The sequence below is a fragment of the Streptomyces sp. NPDC056224 genome (genome assembly GCF_042267665.1).
In the GTDB taxonomy this organism is placed as follows: Bacteria; Actinomycetota; Actinomycetes; order Streptomycetales; family Streptomycetaceae; genus Streptomyces.
The window spans coordinates 871,063-890,012 of sequence record NZ_JBHJTK010000001.1; the positions used below are offsets into that span (position 1 = coordinate 871,063).

An 18,950-nucleotide genomic window follows, 5' to 3' on the forward strand; every position below is an offset into this window, starting at 1 on the left:
CGAGGGGGTGGGAGGACCTGGAGATTACGTGAGGCGCCGCGTCCGCCGGCAGGCGGGTGCCGCCCGCCGCGCTTTCGCCGACGCGGGAGCCGGAGCCGGGGCGTGGGCCAGGCGTGAGCGAGGTCGCACACCGCAAAGCGGAACCTTGTCTGGATTCGAGCGGTTCACGGCTGACAAATGCTTGCCATGGCGAGGACTTGCCGCCCTTCGGCCTTCACGCCGGGCGTTCCCGGTCGATAGACCCTTGGCATGTCCTCCTCCTCTCAGTCTTCCGCCTCCCGGCGCAGGCGCTGGCAGCTGATCTCGGCCGCCACCGCGGTCCCGCTGCTGGCGTCGGGGTTCGCAGTGCTGCAGGCGCCCGCGCAAGCCGCTCCGAGCAAGCCCACCGTTCCCGCCAAGCCCTCGGCGACCCACAAGGTCACCTTGGTCACCGGCGACGTCGTCACGGTCACCACGACGTCCGACGGCAAGCAGATCGCCGACGTCCACCGGCCGGACAGCGCCGTCGGTGGAGTGAAGATCCAGCAGATCAAGGGAGACCTGTTCGTCATCCCGGACGAGGCCGTGCCGTTGCTGGGCACGGACAGACTGGACCGGCGGCTGTTCAACGTCACCGACCTGATCGAGATGGGCTACGACGACGCGAAGTCGGACGCGGTCCCGCTGATCGCAACGTACGCCCGGGCGAGGTCCGGCGCGGCGGTCGAGCCGACGGCCCCCCGGGGCAGCAAGCTGACGCGCGAGCTCAAGGACATCCGCGCTGCCGTGCTCAGCACCGAGAAGTGGCAGGCCCGTACCTTCTGGGGTTCCGTCGCACCGCAGGGCAGCGCGACGTTGGGCGCCGGGGTGGCGAAGCTGTGGCTCGACGGTCGGGTGAAGGCCGATCTGAAGGAGAGCGTGCCGTTGATCGGCGCGCCCGAGGCATGGGCGGCCGGATACACCGGCAAGGGCGTCAAGGTCGCGGTGCTCGACACCGGCATCGACGTCAACCACCCCGACTTCGCTGGCCTGATCGACGGCACGGCCAGCTTCGTACCGGGTGAGGGCGTCACCGACTTCAACGGGCACGGCACGCACGTGGCCGGCACGATCGCAGGCTCGGGCGCGGCCTCCGGGGGCGACAACAAGGGCGTCGCCCCCGGCGCCGACCTGTTCGTCGGCAAGGTGCTCGGCGGCGCGGAGGGCCACGGCCAGGACTCCTGGGTCATGGCCGGCATGCAATGGGCCGCCGAGTCCGGCGCGGACGTCGTCAACATGAGCCTCGGCGACTCCTACCCGACGGACGGCAGCGACCCGATGTCGCAGACGGTCGACGCGCTGTCCGCGCGGTACGGCACGCTGTTCGTGATAGCCGCCGGGAACGCGGGCCCGGAGAGCATCTCCGCCCCCGGCGCGGCCGCTTCGGCGCTGACCGTGGCCGCCACGGACAAGCAGGACCGGCTCGCGAGCTTCTCCAGCACCGGCCCGCTGGCGCACTCCGGCGGCATGAAGCCGGACATCGCCGCGCCCGGCGTGGACATCACCGCCGCCCGCTCGTCGGAGATGACCGACGGCGGAGGGGGCTCCTACCGCACCCTCAGCGGCACCTCGATGGCCACCCCGCACGTAGTCGGCGCGGCGGCGGTCCTGGCCCAGCAGCACCCGGACTGGACCGGCGCACAGCTCAAGGAACACCTGATGAGCACCGCGAAGGGCCTGGACGGCGGCTACTCGCCGTACGAGGTCGGTACGGGACGCCTCGACGTGGCCGCCGCCGTGCACACCACGGTCCGCGGCACCGGACCGCTCTTCTTCGGCAACTACACGTGGCCGCACGAGCCGAGCGACGTCGCCGTCACGAAGGACCTGACCTACACCAACACCGGCTCGGCCGACGTCACACTGAACCTGACGCTCACCGACGGCGGCCCGTTCACGCTTGGAGCCCCCACGGTGACGGTCCCGGCGGGCGGCACCGCCGCCGTCCCGGTGACCGGTGACCCGCGAACCGTCCCGGCGGGCCGGCACGCCGGCTACGTGACGGCCACCGACGCGGCCACCGGGAAGCCGGTGACCCGCAGCTCCGTAGCGCTCCTCAAGGAGGAGGAGCGCTACGACCTGAACATCAAGCTGGTCGGCCGCGACGGGAAGCCCACCGCCGGCTGGGTCGGAGTCAACCTCGCGGGCGACGTCTGGCCGTGGTCGGTCTACGTCGACGGATCGACCACCATGCGCATGGCACCGGGCACGTACACCGTCGCGGGGTACCTCGACGTGGCCGGCGAGAAGGCGGACCGCTCGGGCCTGGCCGTGCTGGTCGACCCGGAGACCGTGCTCAAGGACGGCCCGGCCGAGGTGGTGCTGGACGCGAGCAGGGCACGCGTGCTGCAGACCGAGGCGCCGGAGCGCACCGAGGACCGCCAGCGCAAGGTCGACTTCAACGTCCACTACAAGGGCTTCGACCCGTACACGGACTACCGCGGCGCCTACGTGCTGCCGCCGACGTACGACGACGTCTACGTCTCACCGACGGAGCCGATGGAGCGGGGCGAGTTCATGCTGACCACCCGTTGGCGCAAGGGCGAGCCGCAGCTCGGCCTGAGCACGTCGGGCGGTGGGCTCCAGCTCGACGCGCTGGTGCAGGCAGGCAGCGCCCTGGGCACCGCCACGGACCGGCTGGACGCCGTCTACGCGGGCAACGGCGCGGCGGCCGCGTACAAGAAGGTCAAGGCCAAGGGCAGGGTGGCCGTCGTCGAACGCAGCGAGGAGGTCGGGCCGCAGGAGCGCGCCGAGGCCGCGGCCGCGGCCGGCGCGAAGGCGCTGATCGTGGTCAATGACGGTGTCGGAGCCCTGATGGAGTACGTCGGCGAGTCGGCGATCCCGGTCGCGACCGTGCACCGCGATGCGGGCAAGGCCCTTGTTTCGCTGGCCAGGAGCGGCACCCACAAGCTGACCGTCAAGCAGACCGAGTACACGCCGTTCGTCTACGACCTGACCCGGGAGTACCCCGGCCGGGTGCCGGACCGGGCTCTGGTCTACAAGCCGGCCAAGGGTGACCTCGCCCGGATCGACGCCCGCTACTACTCCGCGACGGGCGGCCGGGCGGCGGAAGGGTACCGGTCCGACTTCACCCTCAGCCCGTCGTTCAACCTTCCCGAGCTCGAGTGGCACCCGGGCACCCGTACCGAGTGGGTGACCCCGGGCCAGGTCTGGCGGGAGTTCCACACGCAGGGCGTCGACGGGGCCCTGCCGTGGTCGATGGTGTCGGGCGACAACACGTATGCCAAGGGCAGCACCACCCGGCTGGACTGGTTCGCTCCGGCGACCCGGCCCGGCCAGAGCGAGTCCTTCGGCGTGTACAACTCCCGCTGGCAGAACCACATGACGTGGAACGTGCAGGCGTGGGCCTCCGCCAGCGACACCATGCGGCTGGGCGGCTACCTGCCGTGGGGTGAGACACCGTCCCACTTGCAGGTGTTCCAGGGCGACAGGCTGATCCACGACAATCCGGCCGGCGGGGACATGCAGTGGCAGGAGGTGCCGGCGGGCAACCTGCCGTACCGTGCCGTCCTCGACGTGGAGCGGCCCGCCGACGTGTTCCGGCTGTCGACGCGCACCCACACCGAGTGGACCTTCATGTCCGACACCGTCGACTCGGACTCCTTCGAGCCGTTCTCCGTGCTGAACCTGGACTACGAGCTGGAGACGGACCTGCACGGCGACCTGAAGGCCGACGCGAGGCAGCACATCGCGCTCACGCCGGTTTCCATGGACCTCGGCACCGTGCCGGGCACCGTGACGGCGGTGACGCTGGACCTCTCGTACGACGCCGCCGCCACCTGGCAGAAGGTGACCCTGACCAAGGGCGCCGACGGCTCCTGGACGGGCTCGTTCACGACTGCCCGGAAGCCCGGCGGCTTCGTCTCCCTGCGCGCGAGCGCCGAGACGAACAGCGGCTTCAGCGTCAAGAACGAGATCATCCGGGCGTACGGCCTGCGATGAACCGCAGTGCCGGGCCCCGGGGAGGCGACTCCCCGGGGCCCTTCCCGTCAGACGCGCTCCCAGCAGGCACTGTTCAGGGTCTGCCGCCATGGCGCATACTCTCCCCGCTGCGGCAAGCGAAGGAGAGCCGGTCGCCCATGCTGGATGTCCTGGGCCTCGAACCCGATGACGAGCGCGTCTACCGGGCGCTGCTGGGACGGCCGAACTCCACCGCGCCCCTGCTCGCGGACCTGCTCGTGCTGCCCCAGGCCCGCGTCGACACGGCATTGAGCCGCCTGGCCGGGTGGGGCCTGGTGACCAGGTCGGCGGCTGAACAGTTCACTGCCGCGCCGCCGGCCGTGGCCCTGGGCGCTCTCATCAGCGAGCGCCGGGACGGGCTGCGCATGGCCGAGCAGGCGCTGGTGACCTTCGCCGAGGAACACCGGGCGGCGATGACCGGGAACAGCATCAGCGATCTGATCGAGGTCGTCACGGGGGTCGACGCCATCCGCCACCGCTTCCTCCAGGTGCAGCAGGCCGCCCGCACGCAGGTCCGGAGCTTCATCACCGCACCGTTCGTCGCCCTGCCGCCGGAAGAGAACACGGCCGAGCCCGTGGCCATCGGCCGAGGTGTGCAATTCCGGGCGGTACTCGACCGGGCCGTGCTGGGGGAGCCGGGCATCATCGACGATGCGGTCGATTCCCTGCGCAGGGGCGTGGAACTGCGGGTCGCCGACCAGCTGCCGATGAAACTGGTACTGGCCGACGCCGACCTCGGCCTCGTCCCGCTCGCGGTCACGCCGGACGGAGAGCCCGGCGCCGTGCTGCTGCACCGCAGCGGTCTGCTGGACGCCTTGGACGCGCTGTTCGAGACGGTATGGCGAACCGCCCAGCCGCTCGCACTGGCGGGCACCGGTGCGGACGCCGACCCCACCGTCGAGTTCGGCACGACGGGCCCCACCGACCTCGACCGCAGGATCCTCGCGCTCCTCCTGGCCGGCCTGACCGACCTGACGGCAGCGACACAACTCGGTCTGTCACCGCGGACGCTGCACCGACGCCTGCGCCATCTCATGGACATGGCCGGAGTCCGGACCAGGATGCAGCTCGGCGGTCACGCCGTCCGGCACGGCTGGGTGGAGCCACACTGACCGTCCCCACCCGCGGCACCTGCCCGCGGCCGACCCACCCGCAGGGTTCTCGCCCGTCCGGAGAGCGTGGGACGAAGGTTTCTTCACCTCCCTGGCGGTCATCGGCGGGCCCCAGCCGGTCAGCTCCCTCGCGGACCGGCACTGGGACTGAGCCGAGCCGTCCACCGGCCACCCGTGTCTCCACGCCTGCGGGCCGGCCGAGGCGGGCTACGGGCGACCCGTAGCCGGTAGCCCACCGGGGGAGGACCTCGGTGGGCTCTGCGGTGTGGCTGCTTGCCTCGGTGCGGGCGCCGGGCGTGTCATGTGTGTGGTCCTGTGAACGCCCGGTACCCGGTGGCGACGGTGAGGGAACCATGCTGAGACGTCCCGCGCGCCGTTCCCTGCTCGCAGCCGGGGCCGGCGGATCGGTTGCGGCCGTCATCTCCGCGGCCTTCCTGCTGCGGGGTGCCCCCGGCGCGCCGGGACCGGCGCCGTCCTCGACTACGCCCGCTCCGTCCGCCTCCGGCACCTCCTCGCTGCGCACCGACCTGACCGTGCGGAGCCGGCTGCTCGGCCGGGACGTCCCGTACAGCCTCTACCTGCCCGCCGGGGTGAGCTCCGCGCCCCGGGGCGGCGGGCCGGACGGCGGGGTCCCGGTCCTCTTCCTGCTGCACGGCGCGAGTGGGAAGCACACCGACTGGGTCCTCAAGGGCGGCATCGTGCCGACCCTGGAACGGGCCGTCGCGGCGGGCCGGATCCCGGCGTGCGCCCTCGCCATGCCCGACGCCCGGCGCGACCCCGGCAGGCCGGGGGGAGGCCAGGAGGAGACGTTCTACATCAACGACGCCGGCTCCGGCGGCGACGCCCTGCGCTACGAGGACATGTTCATCCAGGAGTTCGTCCCGGCCGTCGAACAGGCCCACGGGCTGGGCGGCCGGGCGGAGAGGAGGGCCGTCGCCGGGCTCTCCATGGGCGGATACGGCGCGCTGATGTACGCCCTGCGGTACCCGAGCCTGTTCGGCGCCGCCGCCGGGCTGAGCACGGCACACTTCACCGACGAGGGCTACCGCGCGATGCCCATGGAGGAGTGGAACCGGTTCTACGGCCATGCCTTCGGCCGGGACCTGGCCGGGTCCGCCCGGATGACGGACCGCTCCCGGGAGTACAACCTGGCCGACATCATCCGCCGCACCGCGTCCGACCGGCTCGGGCGCGCCCGCTACCACCTCGCCTGCGGGACCGAGGACACCAACTACCTGCCGGGGACGAAAGATCTCGGCACCGCGTTCGCGGCCCGCGGCGTGGACGCCGAGGTGGACCTGGAGCCGGGCAGCCACGGCTGGCCGTACTGGAGCGTCGCGGCGGAGCCGATGCTGGACTTCCTCGGACGGCAGCTCGGCTGACAGCCGCCTCCGGCGCGGCCGGGGGATGCCGGGCCTCCGAGCCGGCCTCCCGCTGGGCGCGCCCTGCACGCGGGTGCCGGCCGCCGAACCGGGGAGCGTGGACCACCGACACCCCGGCCAACCGTCCACCTGCGGGCCGGCCTGTCCGTCTGCGGAAGCGCGCGTGCGGCCGCCCGCAGGCATGTACGCGGCGCTGCTGGGCGGGATGTCGGTCAGGTATCCCACGCGGGGGCTCGGGGGCTCGGCTCCTTCCTGGCCAGGCCGGCGATGGGCAGCGCCCCGACCGCTTTCGGTCACCGCGGCAGCGGCAGCGGCAGCGGCAGCGGCAGCGGCGGCATCGCCTTCGCGAACCCCGAGCGCGTCCCGTCCCGTCCTTCGCCCTCGCCGACATCCGCCCGGCCGACCCGGCGAACACCGCGGCCGCAGAGCCGGCCGACAAGATCCGTGCGGCCGTCGGCCGAAGGCCGGCCGGCCGGGGCCGCCGCGTTTCCCGGTCCGGTCCGCCTACCGGGAGCCCCGGCGGGCGTTGAGCCGGGCGGCCCGGCGCGTCAGGTGGTCGCGCTCGGCCAGGTTGGGTGCCTTGTGGGCCGCTTCGGCGTACAGCCGTGCCGCGGTCGCGAGATCGCCGTCGCGTTCGTGGAGGTACGCCGCCACCGCGGTGTGGCGCGGCAGTGAGTCGTCCAGCGCCGCGAGCGCCGCCAGGCCGGCGCGCGGACCGTCGGCCTCGCCGACGGCCACCGCGCGGTTGAGCCGGACGACCGGGCTGTCAGTCAGGCGCACGAGCTCGTCGTACCACTCGACGATCTGTACCCAGTCGGTCTCCTCGGTGGTGGGCGCGTCAGCGTGGAGTGCCGCGATGGCGGCCTGGGCCTGGAACTCACCGAGCTGGTCGCGGGCGAGGGCCGCCCGCAGGATTTCGATGCCCTCGGCGATCGACTCGGTGTCCCAGCGGCTGCGGTCCTGCTCCGCGAGCGGCACCAGGCTGCCGTCCGGCGCGGTCCGGGTCGCGCGCCGGGCCTGGTGGAGCAGCATGAGGGCGAGCAGCCCCGCCACCTCGGGGTGGTCGATCGCCGCCGCGAGCTGCCGGGTGAGCCGGATGGCCTCGGCGGCGAGGTCGACGTCGCCGGAGTAGCCCTCGTTGAAGACCAAGTAGAGGACGCGCAGCACGGTGGCGACGTCGCCGGGCTGCTCGAACCGCACGCCGGAGACGGTGCGCTTGGCCCGGCTGATGCGCTGCGCCATGGTCGCCTCGGGGACCAGGTAGGCCTGGGCGATCTGGCGGGTGGTCAGCCCGCCGACGGCGCGCAGCGTGAGCGCGACCGCGGACGACGGTGTCAGCGACGGGTGGGCGCACAGGAAGTAGAGCTGGAGCGTGTCGTCCACGCCGGACGCGGGCCCGGGCGCAGGCTGCTCGTCCACGAGGTCCTCACGCCGGCGGCGCGCGGTGTCCGCCCGGGCCGCGTCGAGGAACCGGCGCCAGGCCACGGTGACCAGCCAACCCTTCGGGTCCCGCACGGGGTATTCCCCGCCCGAAGAGCTGGCGGAGGGGTCGGCCGGCCAGACGCGAACGGCCTCGACCAGCGCGTCCTGCACGGCGTCCTCGGCCGCCGCGAAGTCGGCTCCGCGGCGGACGAGGATCCCGAGCACGCTCGGCGTCAGGCTCCTGAGCAGGGCTTCATCCATCGGCGGGTCACTCCGTGACGGTGGGCGGCGCGGTCAGGAACGGGCGCAGCTCCAGCCACTCGTGGATCGGCTTCCCGCCCGCCCCGGGGGCCGCCGACAGTTCCCCGGCCAGCTCCGTCGCGCGCTCCTCGCTGTCGACGTCGATCACCATCCACCCGGCGATGAGGTCCTTGGTCTCGGCGAACGGCCCGTCGGTGACCGGCGGCCGCCCCTCACCGTCGTACCGGACCCAGCGCCCCTCGGGGGCGAGCGCCTGGCCGTCGACGAACTCGCCGGTCGCCTCGAGCCGGGCCGCGAAGTCGTTCATGTACTGCACGTGCGCGGAGATCTCCTCCGGCGTCCACCGGTCCATCGGCACGTCGTTGACCGAAGCCGGGGCGCCGCGGTAGTGCTTGAGCAGAAGGTACTTGGCCATGGTGTTCCTCCTCGTGCTGGTGCGACCCATTCTGGTCGCGTCCATTGCAGGGACGGAGCCGTCCACGGATCCTCGACATCACCGTCCGAAATTTCTTCGGCGCACCCTCAGGGCATCAGGCCGGGCCGGGCGCGCACCGGCGGGATGGGGAAGGCGGGAACGGGTAGGGGCCGTGTACCGGGGTGCGGTCTGGCCTTCCGGCTGCGACGGGGCCGTGCCCCGGGCCCTGCGGCGGGTCGGCTCCTGCAGAGGGTCCCGCCCCCGTGCGGGTCCCGGCCTTCAGAGGGTGTGGAGCCCCGCCTCGCACTGCGGGCACCGCTGCTCGTGGAGTGCGGGGGGATACCAGGGCTCGCCCGGCCCGGCCGGGCGGTAGTGGGAGTGTTCCATCGCGTCGGTGTCCAGGCCGCAGAGGGTGCGGGGGAGCGGGTCTTCGGGCACCTCGGGGTCCGCGCCGGCGGCGTGGACCGCGACCACGACCGGTTCCACGCCGTCGGGGCCGATGGCCCGGTCCGGTTCCAGTTCGAACAGCACGATGATCGAGGCCATGCGTCCAGGGTGCGTGACCGGGCCTTCCCGCACCATCGGGACCCTGAGGGCAGGACGGCCCCGCCGTGCCCGGCCCTTCCCGACAACTGGGCGGTTTCGCCGTTCCCGGATGCCGCCAGTCGGGCTGGGCTGGTTGCAGCGACACGCCGCCCGCGCCGTTCCCGGCGAGTGGTTGCCGTACCGGAACTCGGGCAGGCGCGCGGACCGGGGGGAGGGATGGAGCGACCGCCGCAGGCCGCGGCCGCGGAACAGCAGTCGAAAGGAATGGCATTGTTGTCGCAGGTGAAGGAATCGATCGAGGTTGATGTGCCGGTGACGACGGCCTACAACCAGTGGACGCAGTTCGAGTCGTTTCCGCAGTTCATGGTCGGTGTGGAGCGGATCGATCAACGCTCGGACACCCTCACGCACTGGGTGACGAAGATTGCTGGGGTGGAGCGGGAGTTCGACGCCGAGATCACCGAGCAGGTTCCGGACCAGAAGGTCGCCTGGGTCACCGTGGGCGGTGACACCGAGCAGTCGGGCCTGGTCACGTTCCGGCCGATCGACCCCGCCCACACCGAGGTCACGCTGATGATGGACTTCGACCCGGAGGGTATGGCGGAGAACGTCGGCGACAAGCTCGGGTTCGTCGACCGGCAGGTCAAGGGCGACCTGAAGCGGTTCAAGCACTTCATCGAAGAGCGCGGCACACCCACCGGAGAACGGCGTGGACAGGACTGACCCGGCTGCCTGACCCCACCACCCGGGGCAGTGGGTGCGGCCGGCGGCCGTCGCGCATGATCGTGTGCGGCGGCCGCCGGTGTACCCGGCCTCCCGGCCCGCCCCTCGCGCCCCGGGGGGCCGGAGGGCAGGGCGGCCGCCGGCCTGGGAGGTGTCCGCGGACGAAACCACTCGGAGGGACTGCGCGGTGGACCGAGATCGTCAGCCCGGTGAGCGTGGATGGCTCGGGCGCCTGAGGAAGAGGGCCGTGGGGCTCGGTGAGCGCAGAGCGCGGCTCCAGGCCCAACAGGACGCGGAGAACGCGGAGAACGCGGAGAACACGGACCACGCCGGAGCGTGGAAGGACTCGATGCCTGCGGGCACCCGACCCGGTGCGGATCCCGGACCGGGGACCCCTGCTGCGACGGTGCCCTGGGGCGTGAGGGTCGCCGCGGAGGCCGGCTGGCGGTTCCTGGTGCTCGCCGCCACCCTCTGGGTGCTGATGCGGGTCATCGGGGCGGTACGGCTGGTGGTGCTCGCCTTCGTCGTCGCGCTCCTGGTCACCGCTCTGCTCCAGCCGACGGTCGCCTGGCTGCACCGAAGCGGACTCTCGCGCGGCGCGGCGACGGCACTGACCGCGACCTGCGGATTCGTGCTGCTCGGACTGGTCGGATGGTTCATCGTCTGGCAGGTGCTCGACAACCTTGGCAACCTCTCCGAACGCGTTCAGCAGGGCATCGAAGAGCTCAAGCAATGGCTGATCGACAGCCCGCTCCACGTCACGCAGCAGCAGATCAACGACATCGCCGACACCTTGAGCGACAGCATCGGCACCAGTACGAGCGAGATCACCTCCACCGGACTGCAGGGCGTGACCGTGCTCGTGGAGGTGATCACCGGTCTCCTGCTGGCCATGTTCGCCACCCTCTTCCTGCTGTACGACGGCAGGCACATCTGGCTGTGGACCCTCAAGCTGGTCCCCGCGGCTGCCCGTCCCGGGGTAGCCGGCGCCGGGCCGCGCGCCTGGCGGACACTCACCGCCTACGTGCGCGGCACCATGATCGTCGCCCTGATCGACGCGGTCTTCATCGGCGTGGGCATCTACCTCCTCGGCGTACCGCTCGCCGTCCCCATCGGCGTGGTGATCTTCCTGTCGTCGTTCGTGCCCCTCGTGGGCGCCGTCGTCTCCGGAGCACTCGCGGTCGTCGTGGCCCTCGTAACCCAGGGGGTCTTCACCGCGCTGATGGCGCTGATGGTCGTTCTCGTGGTGCAGCAGATCGAAGGGCACATCCTCCAGCCGTTCATCCTGGGCCGGGCCGTGCGGGTCCACCCGCTGGCCGTCGTCCTGGCCGTTGCCACGGGCGGCGCCGTGGCGGGGATCGGCGGGGCCGTCGTCGCGGTGCCGCTCGTCGCCGTGGGCAACACGGTGGTCGGCTACCTCCGCGCCCACCCCGCCGCCGGCGCGCCGGACGCCGCGCCCCCGCCGATCGCCCCGGCCGCGGAGCGGCAGGCGGGCGTGGAGGACGGCCCGGACCGTTGAGCCCGCGTCGGCGCCGACCGCGGCGCCGCGCGCACCCCGCGGCTCCTCCAGCCGGTCGCCGGCTCCGACCCGACCGGATCGGCGGCGCCGGGGTCCGCGCTCCCACAGGCCGCGTCCCGGCCGTACGGGCGTACCTGCGCCCCGGCCGAGCGTGCCCGGCGGTACGCCCGCGACACGGAGGTACGTTCCGCGGCATGCGTACTCACGACCTCGTCATCGTAGGGGCGGGTTCCGGCAACGCCGTCATCGACGACCGGTTCTCCCATCTGGACGTCGCCATCGTCGACGAAGGGCCGTTCGGCGGTACCTGCCTGAACCGGGGGTGCATCCCGAGCAAGATGCTGGGGCACGTGGCGGACATCGCCGCCGGTGTCGCCGGTGTCCGCGAAGCCGGCCGCCTCGGTGTGGACGCGGCGCTGCACGGCGTCCGCTGGGCCGACGTCCGGGAGCCGGTCTTCGGACGCCTGGACCGCGAGGCGGCCGAAGGCGAGGAGGGCCGGCGCAGATCCCCGTACGTCCACGTCTACAAGGGGCACGCCCGCTTCACCGCGGACCGGACGCTCCTGGTGCTGACCGGCGAAGGAGCCGTCACGATCCGGGGAGAGCAGGTCGTCGCCGTCGGCAGCCGCCCCGCCGTGCCCGGACCGTGACGGAATCCGGGCTCCCGTACGAGACCTCCGACACGGTCATGCGCCTGGACGGTCCACCGCGGCACCTGGCGGTGCTGGGCGGCGGCTACATCGCGGCCGAGCTCGCGCACGTCTTCCATGCCGCGGGCAGCCGCGTCAATGTCATCGAGCAGGAGGGCACGCTGCTCGCCGCCCAGGACGAAGCCGTCGCCGCCGCCCACACCGAGATCGCCGCAGGCCGCTACGACGTGCGCACGGGCACGGCGCTCACCCGAGTCGAGGGCGCGCCGGGGCGGTTGCGCCCGGCTCTGCCGCGGGCGCCCGGTCAGCCGCGCGCCCGATCACCCCACCGGCGACCGGCTGCCAGCGCTCCCCGGCTCTCACGGCACGTGCGTCGCCCGTTACGCTGCGCCCGGCCGGCGGGAAGGCGCCACCATCCTGCGGACGGGCCGGATCCGTGCGGCGGCGAGATCTGCCGTGAAGACCTCGGCGGCGCGGCGTCGGCGCAGGTCGTCCAGGGTCCGGGTCTGTGCGTCCGCGCGGGCGAGCAGCCGGTCGAGGTCGGGGGCATCGAGTCGCGCGTCGGTCTCGGCGACCGCGCGCAGAGCCCGCCAGCACGCGGCCTTGCCCTCGACGCCCAGGAGCATCGCCTCGAACTCCACCACGTCGCTGAGCGGGGAGCGGGTCAGGAGCCTGCCGTTCAGCTTGAGCCGGCCCGCCTTCTCGCCGATCCGGCCGATCACCTCGCGCAGCCGGCGCACCGGAACGTCGAGGTCGCCCATGATCCGGCGCAAGCTGTCCTGATCCTCTTCGATCTGCCCCGCCAGAGCCGCCAGCTCCGGCCCCGAGTCCGTACCGCGGTGCCGTTCAGCGATCCGATGGATCAGGCGTACACCGGCACCCGAGCCGGTGAGGTGGTCGTTGAGGTAGACGGTGAGGAGGGAAGGCACCGGCGTAGTCAGGGGCTTGGCGTCGTGCATGGCTGGCCTCCGATCCAGGGCACTGGCTTGAACGCCTCCCGCCCCTACCCGCCCCGGCCGCCGTGAACCAGCGGTCACCGACGGGCCGCCCCGTCGGGTTCCACCGGGAGTCCGACAGGACGCGCGTCCCCGCCGCGACAGCGCCGGGGGTCACGGGCGCAGAAGCGTTTTGATCATGCCGTCCTCCTTCGCCTGGAACATCGCGTAGGCGCGCGGAGCCTCCTTCAGCGGCATGACGTGCGTCGCGAAGCCTTCCACTCCCAGGGGATCGCTGTCGTCGAGCAGCGGCAGGATCTGGTCCACCCACGCCCGGACGTTGGCCTGGCCCATCCGCAGCTGGATCTGCTTGTCGAACAACGTCAGCAGGGGCACGGGATCCGCGGCTCCTCCGTAGACACCGGAGACGGACACCGTGCCGCCGCGCCGGACCAGGTCGATCGCGGCGTACATGGCTGTCAGGCAGTCGACTCCGGCCCGTTCCATGAGGGGGCGGGCCAGTGTGTCCGGCAGCAGTGTCGTGATCCGTTGCGCTGCCGCGGCCAGCGGCGCTCCGTGGGCTTCCATGCCCACCGCGTCGATGACCGAGTCGGTGCCGCGGCCGTCCGTCAGGTCCCGCACCGCTTTGGTGAGTGCCGGGGGCGGGCCCCGCCGCCGCAGCCTGCTCGGCGACCGCACCCGTGGCGGGCGCCTACCTGTCTCCAGGTGTTTCATGGCGCCTGCGGTGCCTGCGGTGCCTGCGGTGCCTGCGGTGCCTGCGGTGCCAGGGGGTGCCTGCGCTGCCTGCAGCCCTGTTCCCGCACCGCCGTCGTTTCCCGCGGGGTGGGTACGTACCGGTGCCGAGACGGCGCTCGTGGTGCCGCGGACGGCCGGAGCGGCGGGCGACCAGGGCCGTGCGTGCCGCATCGACGCCCTGTCCGCCGACCGTCTCGCTTTCCGGCCCGCCCCAGCCACCGGCGGCGTTGGCCGGAAATCTGTGGGTAGGGGCAGCAGACACGGAAGAGTCCGCCGGGGCCGGGTCGGCCCGGGCGGCCGAGGAAGGGCGGCAGGTCATGGCGAAGCAGCGCAAGCCGAGCCAGGGCGAAGCGATCAGCAGGCATTCCGGTCAGCAGCACGGTTGGTCGCCGGATGTGGACGCCACGCGTCAGCAGGAGAACCCGAGTGCCAAGCGTTCGTTCGAGCCGGAAAGGCACGCTCCCAAGCCCGGTCCCGGACGAAAGGTGTCCAAGGAGGAGACGAAGGGTTCCGGCGCCGACGTGGGCAAGAGCGAAGGCCGCAGAGGAGAGCAGCAGGCCCCGGGCTCGAAGGGTGAGAAGGGGATGCGTGATCTGGGGCCGCAGGGTGCGTCGAGGCGTCCCAGCGGGACACGGGACGCATCGGCGGTCACCGGGATCGATCCGCAGGACCCTCCCGGCAAGCGAAGCGCCGGCTGACCCGCGAGACCGGGACCCGTCCGCGCTTCTCAAAGCCCGCTCGACGCGCCGTTCGACGCCGTTCGAAGCCGACCGGCGCTGACCGGCCGGCTCCGGGCAACCACCCGGACAGCCGCCTTTGCACCGCAGTTCGCCGGCGGCCGGATCGCGGGCAGATGCCGGTCATGACCACTCACGGAACACGCGCGTCCGAAAGGTCGCGCCGCATTGCGCCTACCGCGTTGCGCCTACCGCATTGCGTCCGCCGCATTCGATCCTGGAGGTGCCCGGTGCCGAGTACGGCTCTGACCTGGGGTGTTTTGCCCCCTGACCTGATCGCCCTGCCCGGCGTCTACCGCCCCCAGGCGGATACCCGTCTGCTGGCCGGGGCGCTCGACCGTGAGGCCCTCGGGCCCCGCACGGACGTCCTGGAGATAGGTACGGGCACAGGCGTACTGGCCCTGCGTGCAGCGGGCAGGGGAGCGCGGGTCACGGCGGTCGACGTGTCCTGGCCCGCCGTGATCACGACGCGCCTGAACGCCCTGCGCCACCGGCTGCCCGTCCGAGTCCTGCACGGCGACTTCGCCGCACGCAGCGCGGGGCGCCGCTACGACGTGGTCGTCACGAATCCGCCGTACGTTCCCGCCCCGGGGAAGCGGCTGCCGCCGGGCGGCCCGGAGAGGTCCTGGGACGCCGGTCCCGACGGCCGCGCGGTCATCGACCGGATCTGCGCGAGCGCCCCGGCCCTGCTCAGCCCGGGCGGAGTCCTGCTCATGGTGCATTCGGCGATGTGCGGGACCGAAACGACCGCCGACCGGCTGACCCGGGCGGGGCTGGCCGCGGAGGTGGCCACGACGGCCTCGGTGCCATGGGGACCGGTCCTGCGTTCGCGGCGGGACTGGCTGGAGCGGCAGGGGCTGGCGGCTGAAGCCGAGGAATGGGAAGAGCTGGTGGTCATCCGTGCCCAGTGCCCCTGACCCCGTGCGATGCCCGGCCTCCACGGGCGGGAACGCCCGGCGGGTGTCCGTGGATCCGAAGGGTCCGGTTCTGATCGAGGGGCCGGTCGAGATGGTCCTGGAGGACGGGACGGTCGCCCGCTCGGACCGCTTCATGGTCGCGGTCTGCACCTGCCGCCGCAGCCGCACGTACCCCTGGTGCGACACCAGCCATCGCCGTCGCGAGCGCGCCGCCCAGCCACCCGAGAACCAGCCACCCGAGAACAGGACCCCGTGATGCATCCTTCCAGCTCGGCCACGACGGCGACCCTTCCCGGCGCCCGCCTCGTCGAGGGCAGGGGCGAGCTGTCCAGGGCCGTGACCCGGGCCCTGCGCACGGATGCTCCGCCGGAGTACACCCCCGCGTCCGTACTGAAGACGGACCCCTGGGGCGAGGACCTCCAGCTCGCGCTCTACCTGCTGTACGAACTGCACTACCGCGGCTTCGACGCCGTGGACGACGAACGGGAGTGGGACCCGGACCTGCTGCGTCTGCGCTCGGCCATGGAAGCCCGCTTCCTGCACGCCCTGCGCACCGAGCTGTCCGACGCCCCCCGGACGGTTGCGGAGGCCTTCGCCCCCTTGCTGGTGGAGCCCCTCGACCTCTCCGGCAGCCTCAGTCACCACCTCGAAACCGGGGGCGAGCTGTGGCAGCTGCGCGAGTACGCGGCCCTGCGCTCCCTGTACCACCTGAAGGAAGCCGATCCGCACGTCTGGGTCGTTCCCCGGCTCACCGGCCGGGCCAAGGCGGCCATGGTCGCCATCGAGTACGACGAGTTCGGCGCGGGCCACGCCGATCGCATCCACGCGCGCCTCTTCGCCGACCTCATGGCCGACCTCGACCTGGACCCCGCATACGGCCGCTACCTGGACCACGCACCGGCGCCCCTGCTCGCGACCGTGAACCTCATGTCCCTCTTCGGGTTGCACCGCGCACTGCGCGGTGCGCTCGTCGGCCACTTCGCCTGCGTCGAGGTCACCTCCTCCCCCGGATCCAGGCGCCTGGCCCATGCCATGCGGCGCTGTGGCGCCGGACCGGCCGCCGAGCACTTCTACGCCGAGCACGTCGAGGCCGACGCCGTCCACGAGCAGGTCGTACGCCACGAGGTCATCGGCGGTCTCCTCGCCACCGAGCCCCGCCTGGAGACCGACATCGCCTTCGGCTGCGCGGCGACCGTGCTCCTGGAAGACCGCCTTGCCGACCACATCCGGCGGGCCTGGGACCAGGGGCGCAGTGCGTTGCGCACCCCCCTGCCGGAGGCGTAGGGACACGGGGCCAGGACGCGGCCGGCGCCCCGGCGACGGGGGGACAGCACCGGCCCGCCGCCCGGCTACATGGGGTCCATGGTTCCGCTGCCCGGGCCGTTCTCCTCCTCGCTCTTCTGGCGTATGTGCCGCGCTTTGTACGTGAGCCGCTGCCGCTCCGCGGGATCCGTGGCCCGCTGCGCCGCCTGTTCGAGCTCCTGCGCCGTGTCGCGCATCTGCCGGGCGCGCACGCTCGGCGCGCTTTCGTCGCTCATGACCACTCCTCGGGTGCTTCGGGTGTGTCGGGTGCGTTGGGTGCCTCAGGTGCTTCGGGTGGGGAGCCCTTCCGTTCGCTTCGATGATCGCCTCGTGCACCCGGCAGGGTGCGGAAGCGTCCGGCGGCTACAGGTGGCTTCGGCTGCCATGTGGCTGTGCCCAGCGGCGGTGCAGGGCCGCGCGTGCGGTTGAGGGCAAGAGGCGGGTCGCCGAATGCCTGGTCCGGGTACGCAGGGATCCTGCGACCTTCCGTGTCCTGCCGCGCATCAGCGCGGTGACGGACACGCCGGACTCCTTCAGCTCGCTGTGCAGGGCTTCGGCGAAGGACTCCAGGAGCGCGTTGGAGACGTGCGTCCAAGGCCTTTCCGCAGGGCGCCTGCCCGGTGTCGGGCGGTTCAAGCCGAGATCGGTGTCGGCGGCTTCCCGATGTTTGGGAGTCGAAACGGGGGCGTAGAGGGACTTATGAGGAGTCCTCGGCGGACAAGGGAATCCGGCGATCTCATGGTGATCGGTGCGCCGGACGGACGATGGGGCCCGCGACGGAGTCGTCACCTCGGCGCTGTCGCCAGGTGGGTTCAAGGCCTCGTGCCGCTCTGCGCCGACAGCGCCGCACCAGCCGTTTCCCTCGTCTCGTGGTCGACAGGAGACGATCGTGAAGTTCACCTTGAGGCGCCACGGACACAAATGGGGCAGGCGTCGGGCGCTCGCGCGCTGGTCGCCCCGGGCCGTCATGGGCCGGATCTTCGTGCGACTGGGGGTATGGAGCGTGCGACTGATGGTGTGGGGCGCGCGGCGGGCACTCGGGCGTGCGCTGCGTGGGGCGTTTCGTGCCGTGTGGTGTGTCATTCCGTGATGAGGGCGCCCTGGGCCGCCGTGGGCTGACCTGCACGGCTCTGGGCTGGCCTGGACCGGCCCGGGCGGCCTGGGAGGTCAGCGCGTCGTGCAGCACCGGCGCTCGGGACCGGGTGCCGCCTCGGCCTGAGCCCCCGATCGCGCGCACAGGCGGAAGACGGAAACGGCTTCGCCCTCTCCGGTCCTCCGGTGGAGGGGAAGCCGTTTCACGTGTTGGAACCGTCACTCGGGCGTCGACCGGTTACCGCGTCGCACGGCTGAACAGGCGGAAGATGCCGAGGAGGATGAAGGAGCCGACGATGGCGGCGATCCATGTCGAGAGCTCGAAGAAGCCGTCGATGGAGTCGACGCCGAAGATCACCTTGCCGAGCCATCCGCCGAGCAGGCCGCCCGCGATGCCGATCAGCGTGGTGACGATGAGGCCGCCCGGGTCCTTCCCGGGCATCAGCATTTTGGCGATGATGCCCGCGAGCAGCCCGATAAGGATCCAAGCAAGTATTCCCATGATTCCTTCTGTCCTGTCGTGCAAAGAGACGCGTCAATGCTGAATCCGCACACGGGTGAAAGTCGCCGTGGCACGGTCAGCGGAACGCGTCCTTGCCCTTCTCCTTGGTGCGTCGTGCATTGCCCCGGGCCTCCAGGGCGGCGCCTTTGGCGGCCAGAGTCTCCTTGCCCATCGCGTGGGCTGCTTTCTTCACAGCCCTTCCTGCAACTCGTTCGATCTCGGCCTTCGCTTTCTCGCCGGCGCTCATGTCGGATCCTTTCAAAGTCCAGACACTCATGCGTATGTCCGCATAGGTGAATCTCAAACGATTCACGGGACCCGACTGTCGTCCACCGCCGACGACCCCGTCCCCGCCGGCGCGGCCTTTCGGCACGTGCGTTTTCGCTGCCCTTTTGGGTAGGGGCTGGTCTGGCACCGTCGAGCCGGTGCCGAGAGCAGCTGGAGGTGGACGGGATGGGTGCAGGCAAGAAGATCAAGAACGTTTCGAAGACCACCAAGGGCAAGGTGAAGGAGACCACGGGGAAGGCCGTCGGCAACGAGAGCCTGGAGGCGAAGGGCCGGGCGGAGCAGATGGCGGGCGACGCCAAGCAGGCCGCGCAGAAGGCGAAGGACGCGCTCAAGCACTGACCCCGACCAGTGACCGGGTCCGCGAAAGGGCCGGCAGGACGTCCTGCCGGCCC

Annotated in this window: 18 protein-coding genes and 2 pseudogenes; 12 read left to right on the forward strand and 8 right to left on the reverse strand. The window is 72.1% G+C overall.

The window, feature by feature from the left end; translation table 11 throughout:
* The first annotated feature begins 249 nt into the window (after positions 1 to 249).
* The 3 genes from ACFCZ1_RS03985 (at position 250) to ACFCZ1_RS03995 (ending at position 6,493) form a co-directional block, all read left to right on the forward strand.
* Positions 250 to 3,981, forward strand: coding sequence for a S8 family serine peptidase (locus ACFCZ1_RS03985; protein ID WP_376676727.1), 3,732 nt, complete (start codon positions 250 to 252; stop codon positions 3,979 to 3,981).
* A gap of 137 nt (positions 3,982 to 4,118) precedes the next feature.
* Entirely contained in the window at positions 4,119 to 5,111 is a 993-nt protein-coding gene (locus tag ACFCZ1_RS03990) for a helix-turn-helix domain-containing protein (RefSeq protein ID WP_376676728.1), read from the forward strand.
* Between the two features lie 353 nt (positions 5,112 to 5,464).
* A complete protein-coding gene (locus tag ACFCZ1_RS03995; RefSeq protein WP_376676729.1) occupies positions 5,465 to 6,493 on the forward strand; it encodes an alpha/beta hydrolase in 1,029 nt (342 codons plus the stop codon).
* A gap of 504 nt (positions 6,494 to 6,997) precedes the next feature.
* On the opposite strand, the gene ACFCZ1_RS04000 is transcribed toward ACFCZ1_RS03995, so the two are convergent.
* From ACFCZ1_RS04000 to ACFCZ1_RS04010, 3 genes are all read right to left on the reverse strand, one after another.
* Positions 6,998 to 8,176 (reverse strand): RNA polymerase sigma factor, encoded by a 1,179-nt coding sequence (locus tag ACFCZ1_RS04000; RefSeq protein ID WP_376676730.1) that lies wholly within the window; start codon positions 8,174 to 8,176, stop codon positions 6,998 to 7,000.
* 7 nt (positions 8,177 to 8,183) lie between these two features.
* The gene (locus tag ACFCZ1_RS04005; RefSeq protein WP_376676731.1) at positions 8,184 to 8,591 is read right to left on the reverse strand and encodes a YciI family protein; all 408 of its coding nucleotides are present in this window, start codon (positions 8,589 to 8,591) and stop codon (positions 8,184 to 8,186) included.
* A gap of 279 nt (positions 8,592 to 8,870) precedes the next feature.
* Positions 8,871 to 9,137, reverse strand: coding sequence for a hypothetical protein (locus ACFCZ1_RS04010; protein WP_376676732.1), 267 nt, complete (start codon positions 9,135 to 9,137; stop codon positions 8,871 to 8,873).
* Between the two features lie 273 nt (positions 9,138 to 9,410).
* Between ACFCZ1_RS04010 and ACFCZ1_RS04015 the strand changes: the two genes are divergently transcribed.
* The 4 genes and pseudogenes from ACFCZ1_RS04015 to ACFCZ1_RS04030 all read left to right on the forward strand — a co-directional run.
* On the forward strand, positions 9,411 to 9,860 hold the full coding sequence (locus ACFCZ1_RS04015) for an SRPBCC family protein (RefSeq protein ID WP_376676792.1): 450 nt from the start codon (positions 9,411 to 9,413) through the stop codon (positions 9,858 to 9,860).
* Between the two features lie 247 nt (positions 9,861 to 10,107).
* A complete protein-coding gene (locus ACFCZ1_RS04020) occupies positions 10,108 to 11,379 on the forward strand; it encodes an AI-2E family transporter (RefSeq protein ID WP_376676733.1) in 1,272 nt (423 codons plus the stop codon).
* 194 nt (positions 11,380 to 11,573) lie between these two features.
* Positions 11,574 to 12,029 (forward strand): FAD-dependent oxidoreductase, encoded by a 456-nt coding sequence (locus tag ACFCZ1_RS04025; RefSeq protein WP_376676734.1) that lies wholly within the window; start codon positions 11,574 to 11,576, stop codon positions 12,027 to 12,029.
* 38 nt (positions 12,030 to 12,067) lie between these two features.
* A pseudogene (locus ACFCZ1_RS04030) lies at positions 12,068 to 12,241 on the forward strand (NAD-binding protein); the annotation flags it as partial.
* 168 nt (positions 12,242 to 12,409) lie between these two features.
* Here the strand turns inward: ACFCZ1_RS04030 and ACFCZ1_RS04035 are convergent.
* Both ACFCZ1_RS04035 and ACFCZ1_RS04040 read right to left on the reverse strand, forming a co-directional pair.
* Entirely contained in the window at positions 12,410 to 12,988 is a 579-nt protein-coding gene (locus tag ACFCZ1_RS04035; protein WP_376676735.1) for a hypothetical protein, read from the reverse strand.
* Positions 12,989 to 13,138: 150 nt separating this feature from the next.
* Positions 13,139 to 13,618, reverse strand: a pseudogene (locus ACFCZ1_RS04040) (glutathione-dependent formaldehyde dehydrogenase); the annotation flags it as partial.
* A 419-nt stretch (positions 13,619 to 14,037) separates the two neighbouring features.
* Here ACFCZ1_RS04040 and ACFCZ1_RS04045 point away from each other — a divergent pair.
* The 4 genes from ACFCZ1_RS04045 (at position 14,038) to ACFCZ1_RS04060 (ending at position 16,658) form a co-directional block, all read left to right on the forward strand.
* The gene (locus ACFCZ1_RS04045; protein ID WP_376676736.1) at positions 14,038 to 14,418 is read left to right on the forward strand and encodes a hypothetical protein; all 381 of its coding nucleotides are present in this window, start codon (positions 14,038 to 14,040) and stop codon (positions 14,416 to 14,418) included.
* A 284-nt stretch (positions 14,419 to 14,702) separates the two neighbouring features.
* Positions 14,703 to 15,374, forward strand: a complete 672-nt coding sequence (locus ACFCZ1_RS04050) for a HemK2/MTQ2 family protein methyltransferase (protein WP_376676793.1) — start codon at positions 14,703 to 14,705, stop codon at positions 15,372 to 15,374.
* Between the two features lie 43 nt (positions 15,375 to 15,417).
* Positions 15,418 to 15,630 carry a CDGSH iron-sulfur domain-containing protein gene (locus tag ACFCZ1_RS04055; RefSeq protein WP_376676737.1) on the forward strand — a complete coding sequence of 71 codons (213 nt, stop codon included), beginning with the start codon at positions 15,418 to 15,420 and terminating at the stop codon, positions 15,628 to 15,630.
* On the forward strand, positions 15,630 to 16,658 hold the full coding sequence (locus ACFCZ1_RS04060) for an iron-containing redox enzyme family protein (RefSeq protein WP_376676738.1): 1,029 nt from the start codon (positions 15,630 to 15,632) through the stop codon (positions 16,656 to 16,658). The genes ACFCZ1_RS04055 and ACFCZ1_RS04060 overlap by 1 nt, the downstream gene beginning before the upstream one ends.
* A gap of 65 nt (positions 16,659 to 16,723) precedes the next feature.
* Here the strand turns inward: ACFCZ1_RS04060 and ACFCZ1_RS04065 are convergent, their stop codons facing one another.
* The 3 genes from ACFCZ1_RS04065 to ACFCZ1_RS04075 form a co-directional block, all read right to left on the reverse strand.
* Complete coding sequence (locus ACFCZ1_RS04065) at positions 16,724 to 16,912, reverse strand: DUF6381 family protein (protein WP_376676739.1); 189 nt, start codon at positions 16,910 to 16,912, stop codon at positions 16,724 to 16,726.
* Positions 16,913 to 18,006: 1,094 nt separating this feature from the next.
* Positions 18,007 to 18,270, reverse strand: coding sequence for a GlsB/YeaQ/YmgE family stress response membrane protein (locus ACFCZ1_RS04070; protein ID WP_376676740.1), 264 nt, complete (start codon positions 18,268 to 18,270; stop codon positions 18,007 to 18,009).
* Between the two features lie 76 nt (positions 18,271 to 18,346).
* Complete coding sequence (locus ACFCZ1_RS04075; RefSeq protein WP_376676741.1) at positions 18,347 to 18,517, reverse strand: hypothetical protein; 171 nt, start codon at positions 18,515 to 18,517, stop codon at positions 18,347 to 18,349.
* Positions 18,518 to 18,723: 206 nt separating this feature from the next.
* Here ACFCZ1_RS04075 and ACFCZ1_RS04080 point away from each other — a divergent pair, with 206 nt between their 5' ends.
* Positions 18,724 to 18,897: a CsbD family protein gene (locus ACFCZ1_RS04080; protein WP_376676742.1), complete on the forward strand. Its 174-nt coding sequence runs from the start codon at positions 18,724 to 18,726 to the stop codon at positions 18,895 to 18,897.
* Positions 18,898 to 18,950 lie beyond the last annotated feature (53 nt).

Excerpts from the sequence above, each read along its gene's own strand:
- ACFCZ1_RS03990 (WP_376676728.1), top strand. The coding sequence starts at position 4,119 with ATGCTGGATGTCCTGGGCCTCGAACCCGATGACGAGCGCGTCTACCGG.
- ACFCZ1_RS03995 (WP_376676729.1), top strand. The coding sequence starts at position 5,465 with ATGCTGAGACGTCCCGCGCGCCGTTCCCTGCTCGCAGCCGGGGCCGGC.
- ACFCZ1_RS04075 (WP_376676741.1), bottom strand. The coding sequence starts at position 18,517 with ATGAGCGCCGGCGAGAAAGCGAAGGCCGAGATCGAACGAGTTGCAGGA.
- ACFCZ1_RS04010 (WP_376676732.1), bottom strand. The coding sequence starts at position 9,137 with ATGGCCTCGATCATCGTGCTGTTCGAACTGGAACCGGACCGGGCCATC.
- ACFCZ1_RS04045 (WP_376676736.1), top strand. The coding sequence starts at position 14,038 with ATGGCGAAGCAGCGCAAGCCGAGCCAGGGCGAAGCGATCAGCAGGCAT.
- ACFCZ1_RS04070 (WP_376676740.1), bottom strand. The coding sequence starts at position 18,270 with ATGGGAATACTTGCTTGGATCCTTATCGGGCTGCTCGCGGGCATCATC.
- ACFCZ1_RS04000 (WP_376676730.1), bottom strand. The coding sequence starts at position 8,176 with ATGGATGAAGCCCTGCTCAGGAGCCTGACGCCGAGCGTGCTCGGGATC.
- ACFCZ1_RS03985 (WP_376676727.1), top strand. The coding sequence starts at position 250 with ATGTCCTCCTCCTCTCAGTCTTCCGCCTCCCGGCGCAGGCGCTGGCAG.
- ACFCZ1_RS04060 (WP_376676738.1), top strand. The coding sequence starts at position 15,630 with ATGCATCCTTCCAGCTCGGCCACGACGGCGACCCTTCCCGGCGCCCGC.
- ACFCZ1_RS04080 (WP_376676742.1), top strand. The coding sequence starts at position 18,724 with ATGGGTGCAGGCAAGAAGATCAAGAACGTTTCGAAGACCACCAAGGGC.
- ACFCZ1_RS04025 (WP_376676734.1), top strand. The coding sequence starts at position 11,574 with ATGCGTACTCACGACCTCGTCATCGTAGGGGCGGGTTCCGGCAACGCC.
- ACFCZ1_RS04035 (WP_376676735.1), bottom strand. The coding sequence starts at position 12,988 with ATGCACGACGCCAAGCCCCTGACTACGCCGGTGCCTTCCCTCCTCACC.
- ACFCZ1_RS04005 (WP_376676731.1), bottom strand. The coding sequence starts at position 8,591 with ATGGCCAAGTACCTTCTGCTCAAGCACTACCGCGGCGCCCCGGCTTCG.
- ACFCZ1_RS04065 (WP_376676739.1), bottom strand. The coding sequence starts at position 16,912 with ATGAGCGACGAAAGCGCGCCGAGCGTGCGCGCCCGGCAGATGCGCGAC.